General features: G+C 51.0%; 10 protein-coding genes and 1 pseudogene. 7 read left to right on the top strand and 4 right to left on the bottom strand.

The features are described 5' to 3' along the window. Positions 1 to 356: 356 nt before the first annotated feature. The gene (locus tag Q7V32_RS08885; protein WP_304896626.1) at positions 357 to 497 is read right to left on the bottom strand and encodes a hypothetical protein; all 141 of its coding nucleotides are present in this window, start codon (positions 495 to 497) and stop codon (positions 357 to 359) included. 150 nt (positions 498 to 647) lie between these two features. On the opposite strand from Q7V32_RS08885, the pseudogene Q7V32_RS08880 reads away from it, so the two are divergent. The 6 genes and pseudogenes from Q7V32_RS08880 to Q7V32_RS08855 form a co-directional block, all read left to right on the top strand. Further along, positions 648 to 869: pseudogene (locus Q7V32_RS08880) on the top strand (transposase); the annotation flags it as partial. 57 nt (positions 870 to 926) lie between these two features. Then, positions 927 to 3623: a glucosidase gene (locus tag Q7V32_RS08875; protein ID WP_304896625.1), complete on the top strand. Its 2697-nt coding sequence runs from the start codon at positions 927 to 929 to the stop codon at positions 3621 to 3623. Positions 3624 to 3627: 4 nt separating this feature from the next. After that, entirely contained in the window at positions 3628 to 5097 is a 1470-nt protein-coding gene (locus Q7V32_RS08870) for an alpha-amylase family glycosyl hydrolase (protein WP_304896624.1), read from the top strand. Between the two features lie 10 nt (positions 5098 to 5107). Next, on the top strand, positions 5108 to 5653 hold the full coding sequence (locus Q7V32_RS08865; protein ID WP_304896623.1) for a gluconokinase: 546 nt from the start codon (positions 5108 to 5110) through the stop codon (positions 5651 to 5653). Further along, entirely contained in the window at positions 5643 to 6488 is an 846-nt protein-coding gene (locus Q7V32_RS08860; RefSeq protein WP_304896622.1) for an SMP-30/gluconolactonase/LRE family protein, read from the top strand. Before Q7V32_RS08865 ends, Q7V32_RS08860 begins: the two co-directional genes overlap by 11 nt. 37 nt (positions 6489 to 6525) lie before the next feature. Beyond that, on the top strand, positions 6526 to 7341 hold the full coding sequence (locus Q7V32_RS08855) for an SDR family oxidoreductase (protein WP_304896621.1): 816 nt from the start codon (positions 6526 to 6528) through the stop codon (positions 7339 to 7341). Between the two features lie 71 nt (positions 7342 to 7412). Here Q7V32_RS08855 and Q7V32_RS08850 read toward each other — a convergent pair whose 3' ends face one another. Both Q7V32_RS08850 and Q7V32_RS08845 read right to left on the bottom strand, forming a co-directional pair. Further along, positions 7413 to 8618 carry a DUF21 domain-containing protein gene (locus Q7V32_RS08850; protein WP_304896620.1) on the bottom strand — a complete coding sequence of 402 codons (1206 nt, stop codon included), beginning with the start codon at positions 8616 to 8618 and terminating at the stop codon, positions 7413 to 7415. A gap of 11 nt (positions 8619 to 8629) precedes the next feature. Beyond that, the gene (locus Q7V32_RS08845) at positions 8630 to 9949 is read right to left on the bottom strand and encodes a ferric reductase-like transmembrane domain-containing protein (RefSeq protein WP_304896619.1); all 1320 of its coding nucleotides are present in this window, start codon (positions 9947 to 9949) and stop codon (positions 8630 to 8632) included. A 934-nt stretch (positions 9950 to 10883) separates the two neighbouring features. Between Q7V32_RS08845 and Q7V32_RS08840 the strand changes: the two genes are divergently transcribed. Beyond that, a complete protein-coding gene (locus Q7V32_RS08840; protein WP_304896618.1) occupies positions 10884 to 11678 on the top strand; it encodes a Crp/Fnr family transcriptional regulator in 795 nt (264 codons plus the stop codon). Positions 11679 to 11968: 290 nt separating this feature from the next. Here the strand turns inward: Q7V32_RS08840 and Q7V32_RS08835 are convergent. Beyond that, positions 11969 to 12424, bottom strand: a 456-nt coding sequence (locus Q7V32_RS08835; protein ID WP_304896617.1) for an IS630 family transposase, incomplete at its 5' end; no start/stop codon positions are given.

Raw genomic sequence — 12424 nt, 5'->3', positions numbered from 1 at the left:
GACTTTTTTTGAACATCTTCGCGCTTTAATGCAGTATCTTCCATTCGATGACTGGGATCATTTGATGCGGTTTATGCTGAAAGGACTCAACGGCACAATTCCTGACTCCGGGTAGGGTTTTAAAATGAGAATTGCTGCATTGAATCAGCATGCGTTGCTTCAAAACTACTTTATGCTGCGCTTATTTGTTACTCGGGTGCATGTGGGGAGATCAATGAGCTCAACATCTCCACCGCTGTTACACTGGTTTACGAACTGGATGCCGACCTTAGGGTGATTCAGCATGACTACCTGGCTCGGAAGAAATAGCCAATCGAGCAATCATTTGTCAGGCGGCCCTATCGGCGCAGCACACACTAACCAGTGGGTGAGCTCTGTTGCTGTTGTTGTTGCTGTTGCTGTTCTTGTGTCCTGGATCCCGGTAATCCCTGGGATGACGCCTCTGCCAAACGTTCAACGCCTAAAGCGAACAGTGTTTTATTTAATGGGTTTGCCACCGGTTACGCAGACTCTATCGATAATTCCTTCAGTCCCAGCATAATGGCAGTCCGTTTTTGAAATTATTGCGAAACTTCAGTAGGAATTATATTCCACCACTTTTTCATCAACGGCATCTTCCACATGCCGAACATATACGTCATCATTCATGGGAGCGCGGTTTAAATGAAAACCACAACGGCCTATTGAGGCAATATTTTCCTAAACTCCAGCCACTGGATCGAGTAACCCAAGCCCATGTCAATAAAGCTTTAGCGGGGCTTAACCATAGACCTAGAAAAACCTTAAACTACAAAACACCTTGGGAGGTATTTTGTAAAATGGCGGGACTTGATACCGATAATTTGCTGGGTGTTGCATTTATGGGTTGAATTCGCCCTTTAGGCTGTACAACGTTTCTGAACCATAAACTTTTCGGAGAGATGAGCATGGCAAAAAAAGACACGTTCGAAAAATCCGCCGGCAACGCTTGGGCGAAATGGGGGCCCTATCTCAGCGAACGGCAATGGGGAACGGTGCGTGAAGATTACAGCGACAATGGTGACGCCTGGAATTATTTTCCGCATTCGCAGTCGACATCGCGCGCCTATCGATGGGGCGAAGATGGTCTGGGCGGTATCAGCGACGATAGCCAGAGACTTTGTTTCGCGCTGTCCCTTTGGAACGGGCAAGACCCTATACTTAAAGAACGTCTATTCGGCTTGACCGGGCCGCAAGGCAATCATGGTGAAGACGTCAAGGAATATTATTACTATCTCGATGCGACGCCGAACCATTGCTATCTGAAATATCTCTATAAATATCCGCAGGCCGCATTTCCATACGAAGATCTGGTCGAGACCAACGGCGGGCGCTCCAAAGTAGAATCCGAATATGAATTGATCGATACCGGTGTTTTCGACGAGGATCGTTATTTCGATGTCTTCGTCGAATATGCGAAGGCAGACCCCGAGGATATCCTGATCCGCGTGAGTATAGTGAACCGCGGGCCGGCCGAAGCATCGCTTCGGGTGCTGCCGACGCTGTGGTTTCGTAATACCTGGGCTGGTTCGAATGAAACAGCTAGGCCGCAATTGTCTCGGGACGAAAGCGGCAACGGTGCGAGCGCGGTGTCGGCGAGTCACGCGGAATTGGGCGATTACCAATTAATAGCCGAAGACGCGCCGGAGTGGTTGTTCGTCGATAATGAAAGCAATAACCGCTTATTGTTCGGTGGCGAAAACCATAGCGCCTATGTCAAGGACGGCATCAACGATTATGTCTTGCTGGGCAAGCAGGATGCCGTGAATCCGGAAGGTCTTGGCACGAAAGCCGCGGCTGATTATGCGTTGACCGTTCGGCCCGGCGAGACGAAAACCGTCAAATTGCGGCTGTGTAAAACATCGAAGGATCAAGCGAAAACGGCTTTCGAGGACTTCGACGCCATCTTCGAGCAAAGAACCCAAGAAGCGGATGAATTTTATCAGGTGTTGACCGGCGAACTTCCGGGCCAACAAGGCCTCGTGTTGCGCCAGGCTCTAGTGGGCATGATATGGACCAAGCAATATTACGAATTCGATGTCGGCCGCTGGCTCGACGAGCATCACGGTAAGGCTACCCGCAACGGTGATTGGGGGCACATGCAAAATCATGACATCATTTCGATGCCGGATAAATGGGAATATCCGTGGTACGCGGTTTGGGATTCGGCGTTTCATACGCTGGCACTGGTGCTGGTCGATCCCGATTTCGCAAAGGGACAGCTCAGTCTGTTTCTTGACGAACGTTATTTGCATCCGAACGGCCAGATTCCGGCTTACGAATGGAATTTCAGCGACGTCAATCCGCCGGTCCATGCCTGGGCTGTGCGCATGGTCTATCTTATCGATCGCGAGCGCCGGGGCGAGGGCGATATCGACTTTTTGAAGAACGCCTTTGCCGGTTTGGAGCGCAATTTTCATTGGTGGGAAACGCGCAAGGGCCCCGACGGCGATGTTTATCAAGGCGGCTTCTTGGGTTTGGACAATATCGGCGTGTTCGATCGTAGCGAACATCTGCCGACCGGCGGGCATCTCGAACAGTCGGACGGCACCGCCTGGATGGCGCTCTATGCGCAGAACATGATTCAGATCGGCCTGGAGTTGAGCAAGCACGATCCCGGCTATCAACAAAAGGTCATTGCTTATCTCGATCACTTTTTGGAAATCGCCGCGGCGATGCATGATATCGGCTGCGAACACCGGGATATGTGGGACGAGGAAGACGGCTTTTTTTACGACGTGCTGCGTTTTCCGGACGGAAGCTCGACACGTTTAAAAGTTCGTTCACTGGTCGGCTTGTTGCCGTTATGCGCGGTGACGGTGATCGAAGCCGATACCTTGGCGCAATTGCCTGAGCTCGCGGCCCGCTATGAAAAACTGGTTCAGCGAAAGGAGCATCTGGCCGAAGCGATTTTCTGTCCGGTAACGCCCGGCAGCGATGACCGCCGCTTGTTGGCGATCTTAGATGAAGAAAAATTAAGACGCGTGCTGGCCCGTTTGCTCGACGAACAAGAGTTTCTGAGCCCTTACGGCATTCGTTCGCTGTCCAAATATCACCAGGAACATCCTTACCATTTTCATTGGCAAGACCAAACCCATACGGTCGCTTACATACCGGGCGAGTCTGATAGCTATATGTTCGGCGGCAATTCCAATTGGCGCGGTCCGGTTTGGCTGCCGGCCAATCTACTGATCATCCAGGCCTTACTGGCGATGCACACCTATTATGGTGACGATTTTAAGATGGAATGCCCGACCGGTTCAGGCAACCGGCTCAATCTGTTTCAAATCGCCCAGGAACTTTCATGCCGGCTGATGGATATATTTCTGCCCGATCAAAACGGCAGGCGGCCGGTCTTCGGCGGCGCCGAAAAGTTTCAGAGCGATCCTCATTTTCATGACAATCTGTTGTTCTATGAATATTTTCATGGCGATGACGGTTCGGGTCTGGGTGCCAGTCATCAAACCGGTTGGACCGGAACCTTGGCGACGCTGTTGACGATATTCGGTTCGCTCGATCATGAGGATTTGCTCAAAGGCGGTATGCAGGGAGTCGTCGAAGCATTGGCGGGAACAGACGAAAATACAACCCAGCTAGCGAGGTGACGAAATGACGGTTTCACATTATCCATCGCTTTACCAGATCAATACACGGGTCCGGCATCGGAGGTTTTCCCGCGATCAGGGCCGAACTGCCGGTATCGACGACTGGCCTGACAGCGAATGGCAAGGTGTTGCCGAGCAAGGTTTCGATTGGATATGGTTGTTGGGCGTTTGGCAAACCGGTCAAGCCGGAGCGCAAGTTTCCAAAAGTCATGAGCCTTGGCAGCAAGGCTTTCAAGCCAGTCTGGCCGACTTGTCCGAAGACGATATTTGCGGCTCCTGTTTCGCGGTCGTGCGGTATCAGACCGCAGACGAACTGGGCGGAGAAGAGGCTTTGTCACGCGTGCGCAAAAAACTGAACGAGCGAGGACTGAAGCTGATGCTCGATTTCGTGCCGAATCACACAGCATTGGACCATCCCTGGGTCCGGGAGCACCCGGAATTTTATATTCAGGGTTCGAAAGAAAATCTCGAGCGCGAACCGCAAAATTATATCAAGCTCGAAACCCGGCAGGGCAAACAAGTCTTTGCTTACGGCCGCGATCCTTATTTCAACGGCTGGCCGGATGCGTTGCAGTTGGATTACAGCAATCCGAAGGTACAGGAATCGATGATAGGCGAATTGCTTGCGATAGCCGAACGCTGCGACGGCGTGCGCTGCGACATGGCGATGCTGATTTTGCCTGAGGTCTTCGAGCGGACCTGGGGAAAGCGAATAGAGCTGTTTTGGCCGAAAGCGATAGCGGCGATGCGCGAGCGTTTCCCCGATTTCGTGCTGCTGGCCGAAGTCTATTGGGATCTCGAATGGACGCTACAGCAACAAGGCTTCGATTACACCTACGACAAGCGCCTTTACGACCGGCTCAGAGACCGAGTCGGGCGCCCGGTACGCGAACACCTCGTCGCGGGTCTCGATTTTCAAAGCAAACTGGCGCGTTTTCTCGAAAATCACGACGAACCGCGCGCTGCGGAGACTTTTCCGCAGGATGCCCACGAAGCCGCCGCGATCGTCACTTTTCTGTCGCCCGGTTTGCGTTTTTTCCATGACGGTCAATTGACTGGAAATAGCGTACAGATTCCGATTCATTTGTGCCGGGGTCCCGAAGAGACCGCCGACCGACGCTTGAGCGAGTTTTACAGCGATTTGCTGCAAACCTTGCAAAGACCGGTTTTTAGAAGCGGCGAATGGGCATTGACGGCATGTCACCCGATCAAAGACGGCAACGAGACTTGGCAGGATTTCATCGTTTATCGTTGGCAAGCGGGTAAGGAAGTCACTTGGGTTGCCGTGAACTATGCCGCTCAGCCAGGCCGCTGCCGTCTTGAACGATCACCACCCCATCAAGACCAAAATCAGTCGAGGCCGCAAGATCTTTTGGATTCAGCGTCGCCAACTCCGATCGTTGAAGTGAACGCAGGTGAAATGTTGTTCGATTTTCCTGCGTGGGGCTACCGTGTTTTTACGCTGTCAAGCTGATGAGCAAAATATGAACTCTTCGACCGAAAGTCCGCAGCGCGACGGACGCGTCGTAATCATCGGCGGCGTTTCCGGTTCCGGAAAATCGACGGCCGGTAAGGTGCTGGCCGAGCGCTTGGGTTGGCTTTTCATCGAAGGCGACGCGTTTCATACCGAAGCGAATGTCGAAAAAATGCGGCGCGGCGAACCACTGGATGATGACGATCGACGACCCTGGCTGAATAGCTTGCGTAACGAAATAACCCATTATCTCGATAAAGGCGTTTCGGTGGTGCTGGCTTGTTCCTCGCTCAAGGCGCGCTACCGCGATATGTTGCGCAGCGCTGCGGAAAATGTGAGTTTTGTCTTCTTAATCGGTGACCGTGAAAACCTGCATCGGCGCTTAGTGTCCCGGCAAGACCATTTCATGGGCGTCGAATTGCTCGCGAGTCAACTTGCAGCCTTGGAATTGACGGACGACATCCTTTTAATCAACAGCGAGCAAGCGGTCGAAACGATAGTCGATTCAATCACGGACTGGCTAACATTGCTGGAGAACGAACACGATGAAACATGATACCGACATTCTGTTGACCGGACTGGCTTTTCCCGAAGCGCCGCGTTGGCGTAGCGACCGACTCTGGTTTACCGATCAGCATGCGCGGCGCGTGATGACCGTGAAGCCAGACGGACAGGCCGAGTGCCTGCTCGAAACCGACGATCTGCCGGGCGGACTGGCTTGGTTGCCTGACGGAACGGTCTTGGTTGTAGCGATGAGCGAGCGAGCCGTTTATAAAATCAAGGACCGAGCTTGGACTCAATATGCGGATCTGTCGGCTTTGGCCCCGTTTCATTGCAACGACATGATCGCGACAGCCGGCGGCCGCGTTTATGTCGGAAACTTCGGCTACGATTTGCATGGCGGCGCACCGCAAGCCAAGACGCATCTGATTGCGGTCGAAACGGACGGCAGTTGCCGGATCGCCGCCGAAGATTTGCTTTTTCCTAACGGTTGTGTGATCACGCCGGACGATTCGATATTGATCGTTGCCGAAACCTTCGCCTCACGCTTGACTGCATTCACGATCGGCGAAGACGGCTTGTTGCATGATGCTCGAGTCTGGGCTGATTTGGGGCGGGCAACGCCGGACGGCATTTGTCTCGATGCCGAAGGTGCGATCTGGGTGGCCAGTCCCGGAACCGGCGAAGTGATCCGGGTCGAACAGGGCGGCAAAATATCGACCCGCATCAAGCCGTTGGGCGTGCCTTATGCCTGCATGTTGGGCGGTCCGGAGTACCGAACTTTGTTCATCACGACTTCGAAAACGGACCATCCTAACGAGGCCAACCTTCTGAAGTCGGGGCGCATAGAAGTCACCAAAGTTAAAGTGCCGGGCACAAGATTGCCTTAATTTTTCATTAAACAATAGGAAAATAGGAGAGACAGCTATGCCGCTTATTATCGAGGAATCATTGGCCGGGCAGCGTGCGCTGGTGACTGGAGGTAGCTCCGGTATTGGCGCGGCGATTGCCGTCGCACTGGCCGAAGCGGGTGCGCGTGTGGCAATCAATTATCGGTCCGATGCCGAAGAGGCGGGAAAGTTAGTGGATCAAATACAAGCCTTGGGCGGCGAAGCGATTGCGGTTCAGGCCGATGTCAGCCAAGAAGATCAAGTGATTGCGATGTTTCAACGAGTCATCGAGACTTGGGGCAGTCTCGATATTTTAGTCAATAATGCCGGCATACAGCTCGATGCGCCGTTTGTCGACATGACCTTGGCTCAATGGGAAACCGTGATGGCGGTTAATTTGACCGGGCAGTTTTTGTGCGCCCGCGAAGCGGTAAAGGAATTTCTTCGCCGAGGTGTGGTGCCGGAATTGTCCTGTTCGGCCGGCAAGATTATTTGCAATTCTTCGGTGCATGACATTATTCCTTGGGCCGGACACGTCAATTATGCCGCTTCTAAGGGTGGCCTGTTGATGTTCATGAAGAGTCTGGCTCAGGAAGTCGCTCATGACAAGATTAGGGTCAATGCCGTGTCTCCGGGCGCGATCAAAACACCGATCAATCGTAGCGCCTGGGAAACCCCCGAGGCGGAAGCCGATTTACTGAAACTGATTCCATACGAACGCATCGGGGATCCGTCCGATATTGCCCGTGCGGTGGTGTGGCTTGCCTCCGATGCATCCGATTACGTGGTCGGCACAACGTTGTACATCGATGGCGGGATGACGCTTTATCCGGGATTTGGCGAGGGGGGATAAGTTCATTTTTTTATCGCGCTAGGTCTTTGATGGAAAAGTATTGTTCCCGTTTTGATTTGAATCTCCGTTCGTTAAGTTTTCAACGGCGGTGCAGGTTGGGCAATTTTGCGTAATAAGCGTCCGAGCAGGTCAGAGCCGGTAATGATGCGACGTTGATTATCCTCCCAAACCAAAATAAGATCCTCGTCGATGACATCGTCTCCCGGCTTTTCAGACCGAATGGTGAGTCGTTGCAGTACATGACCCAGAGGCCGGGTCGAATCGGTTACAACCAAAGGGTGATGGCAAAATGCTTGCGGATCGGATGGAGAATCTGCAAATAGCACGGTGCGTATAAAGGTCGTTGCGCTCATTACTCTTCGAGGTTCACCACGATCGTCGACCAGCACGACCCATTTTTTTCCGGAGGCGGCTATTTTACGTAGGAAGGGGTCTTCTGCGCTGCGTTGGAGTTCCGGGAACACCGGCTGGCCGTCTCGAAACGGTAAGCTAATAATGCTGAGCGGATCGAGCGGCTCGCCTTCTTGACCGACAGGTATGTCATCAAGTTTCAGAAAATTGATCGCGCCGGTGGCTTCGACTTGGCTAATTTCGGTATCGGTTTCTCGCGCGTGATGCTCAAGTAGTTGATGAAGTTCGTGTTCCCGGAACCAGGGTATTCTTTCCTGACCAATCCAGGAATCGAGCAGTTTTCCCGATGGCCAAGCCAGCGGCCACAGCAAAACCTGATAAAAACGTAATAAAGGCGTGAGTAAACCAGCCACGCGCAGTGCGTGACGCGAAAAATAAGCTTGAGGTACTATTTCTCCGAACAGCGTGATGACGACTGTGGAGAAGAAAAACGCCGATAAGCCGAACAATACCGAATCGGCCAATAGGGTTAATAATACGTTAACGGAGACATTACCCCACAAAATGGCGGTTAATGTGAAATTGGAATTTCGGCGTAGTGCCAAAACCTGCTGGGCATTTCGGTTGCCTTTCTCGGCGGCGGTTTCGAGACGCAAGCGGCTCAAGCTGAAGACCGCCAAATTAAGGCCCGACAATGCTGCTGACTGAGACAGGCAAATGAGAATGCCGGTCCAAATTATCAGATTGTTCATCGGCCACTTTACATTACGGTAAACGCCGCCGAGAGCTTCACTCCAATCGGCTGGAATAGCCATCCATTCTCCAGGACTGAGAGTGTCTGTTCGGAGTCCGGCGAACGCCAGAGCGATGAATACCAGTAGGGCGGCGGTAATGGTTCCGGAATGGCGGGCTTTAATATGCAACATCGGCGACCCCTTTAGACGAGATTGAAACGTTCCGAATAAACCCGGTTGAGAGCCGCTCCTCGAGCAATCAGAATCGGTTCTACACTGTCCATCATCGGCGGCGGACCGCATAGAAAATACTCGATGAAATCGTTGTCCTCGGGCAGATGGCGAGCGAGTAAATCGGCATCGACGTAGCCGGTCTCGCCGTTCCAATCCTCCGGCGGATTCGTCAAAACATACACCAAAGTCAGCGGCAAATGGGCTGCCATTTCGTTCAATTCATCGCGGAACAGGATTGAATCAGCATCCGAGCAGGCGTAAATCAGCCATAACGGATAATCGCGCTCTAGATCGCGGTAAGTACGCAGCATGCTGATAATTGGCGTGATGCCGACTCCGCCGGCGATGAAGATTGCACCGCGCGAGCGGGCTGCGTCATGAAAGAATACACCGTAAGGTCCTTCCAGCCAGGCGCGGGTGCCAGGTTGGACTGCGCTCAAGTTACTGGTGAAGTCGCCGAGCGCTTTGGCGGTAATTGCCAATTTATCGGGATGGGTCGCGCTTGAGCTAATAGAAAAAGGATGTTGTTGTAGCGAAAACGGTGAATCGCCGAGTGTCAGCCATACGAACTGGCCGGGGCGGAATTTCAGTCCGGCGTGGCCTTGTGCCTCGAACACTATTGTCGTGGCATTTCCGGGTTCTGGGATGACTTCAATGACCCTCCAGGGCCTCCGGAGCATTCTGAGTGGGCGCAGCAGGCGTGATTCAACAATTAGTAACAGTGCTAACCCGACCACGCTCATTAAGACCAGTTTTTTCCAGTCCGGCGCGAAGTAGCTGTTAACCAGCAATGCATGACTGAGGCCACCGATAATGATCAGAATAGATAACACGCCGTGGATGACTCGCCATCGCTCGTAGGACAGTCGAAATGTCAACCGTAGCAGAGAACTAGTCACCAAAATCAATGTTGCGATGATGATGAAATTCAACGCTCCGGCACGCATGAGGTTGACGCGCGGATCAAGAAACACAAAATTGGTTGGATTGGCGATTAACATCGCGGCCGGATGGGCAAGTACCAAAAGGAGGGCAAAGATGCCGAGTTGACGGTGAAATTGCAGTACATTATCCATGCCCGCACCCACTGCAAACCAGCGGTGACGCCCTGAGACGGCTGCTTGCATCGCCAGAACACCAAGTGCTAGTAAGCCTAATAGTGCCCCCAATTCAGCCGCGAATGACCGCGCCGGCGGCGCTTGAAATCCTAACGCAAGGACTGTCGGCAGCAGAACCAGACCCAAGTAAATGATAATCCATGCCAGCGCTTGCCAGAAACCGTATTTCAATTGCGTGTCCTCATAGGGAATCGACAAATCAGGGCGTCAACCATGCAGGATTTTAGACGATCCGGGTTTCGTTAGCTAGCTTAATCATTTGGCGTTAACGTCGGCCGAAACTACTTATCATGCACATACTGCGATTGAGTCAGGTACGCGAATTCGATACCTTCCTGTTGAAATTGGCGGAAAATACCAAGATTGATGGCTTGCTGTCTGTCCATGTATATGGCGAAGTCCGGGCTTAGCAGATAATTGTTAATGGCCAATTAAACTGAGCCAAAAATGGCCATTAACACAATCCTAAGCGATTCAAAGGAAAGTGCCCTCTGCCACCCGAGTTGCCCACCGCTGTTTGGATCAATCCGCCTACTAATAAGGGAGAAACTTGACCCATAAATACACAACAATTAGACACTAAATAAAACAACTGGGTGTCTCAATGTCATTGATACATTCCGGGCGAGGTATCGTTACTGAACTTTTTCAGTCAGTCGATGTTTTTTCCAGAACCGCTTCTGTCCCCCCTTTACTGATGCTGCCAAGCTGAAAGGGACAAACAAATCGCTGGAACGAGAATTTGATGCGCGGTTACAAAATTACGTGGCATAAATAAATCTTTGAATTGAAATCAGACAGGTTCATTACAAAAGAAAACCAATCCCAAAGTAAATTCCGATTTTTTCATAAAACTTCAGAGCAAAGAAAGCCTTTATTACCCAAAATGGGTTCTTGTATTAAGCATTTTTCATGGGTACGCCGGTTAATTTCTGCAATAAAACAATCATCCTCAGAGCAAATCGTTTCTCCATAAGTAGTGGTACGAATTACTGGCTAAGACTACTTATGTTAAAAGTCATAACTGAGATCATCATCTCGTTGGGTTTTCTGCTTCAGTAAAGCCAACGATTTTTTGGCGATTGTAAAAACAGGGAGATAACTGATGAATCAGATTGAGAGTTCAAAATACAACATGATTTTGGGAGCACTTCCCAGAGACACTTATAATCGCTTACTACCTTATCTGGAATGGGTTCAGTTAGCTTATGGTGAAGTCATTTACGAATCGGGACGAGAAGTGCCTTACGCTTATTTTCCGACAACCAGCATCGTGTCAAAGGTTTACCTTTTTGAAGACGGCGCTTCGAGTGAACTTGCCCTGGTAGGTAGTGAAGGCTTTGTGGGGCTCGGTCTTTTCATGGGTGGCGGAACCCTGCCGCATCAAGCCATTGTGAGTCGTCCGGGAGGCAGTTATCGATTGCGACGGCAGCGTTTTTTGCAAGCATTCAACTGTCATTCTGGGAATGGCGACAATCAAATACTATTCCAATTATTGCTCCGCTTCACGCAAGCGATGATTACTCAGATAGGCCAGAATGCGGTTTGTAATCGCCATCATTCAATTTACCAGCAACTATCCCGATGGTTGCTTCTAAATCTTGATCGACAGTCCTCAAATGAATTGATCCTGACCCAGGAGCACATCGCCCATAAACTAGGTGTCCGCAGAGAAAGCATCACAAAGGCCGTGGGGCAATTACAACAAAAGGGCTTGATAAGTTGTCATCGAGGCCATCTTAGCGTCACGAACCGTTCCGGCTTGGAAGATCAAGTCTGCGAGTGCTACAAAGTGGTTAAAGCTGAATTTGATCGACTATTGCCTGTCAGCACTGATATTGCAGCTGACCAATATAATTTACGCAATAAAACATTAATACCTCAAGCGATGCGACTTTGAATTTTCATAAGAACCCTAACGCATTAGGCCATCAAGCCTAATAAAACCCTATCGTCATGCGCGACGCCGTCGCCGAACTGACTGTTACGCGCGTTGCTATTAAATTGATTGTTCCCCAGATCACTCCAGTGAGAGCGGGAAGCGAGTGTCAGAAAACTCGCTTGATAAGGATGCCAAATCGATTCATTAGGCTCTTTTTTCGTATAACGACGCCGCCAGCTGAGGCTATGCGGATGCGGATGCGAATGAGCTAGGCGTGAGCATGGCTAATCAAGCGTTGCCTCTAGTGTTTAATTGCGTAAATTAGCTATTGTATTTTTTATCTGACTACCCTGTACCTCTCTTCGGCGCCATTTAAAAGGTTGAGCCTTCTGATTATGCCTTACGATAAAGGCCTCAATCGCACTCTTTAGCTCCTCAGCACTTGTAAAGCTGGCTCCTTTGAGTGTTTTGCGGGATAAAATTCCAAACCCTATTTCAATCTGATTTAACCAACTGGCTGAAGTCGGCGTAAAGTGAAATTTCACCCGATCCTGATATTTTTCTAACCACGCGTCGTTTTTCTTATGCGAGCAATAATTGTCCAGTATGACATGCACTTCTTTATCTTCGGGCACGTCCGCCATGACCAGATCCATAAAGCCTTGAAAGTCCTCGCGCGTTTTAGTCGCCGTGGTCTGTGCCTTGATTTGTCCGGTTGCCACATTCAAAGCCGCAAATAAATTTAATGTTCCATGCCTTTTATA

Source organism: Methylicorpusculum sp., assembly GCF_030651835.1.
Taxonomy (GTDB): domain Bacteria; phylum Pseudomonadota; class Gammaproteobacteria; order Methylococcales; family Methylomonadaceae; genus Methylicorpusculum.
Note: the sequence above shows the minus strand (reverse complement) of the source record. Positions and strands in the feature narration are given on the sequence as shown.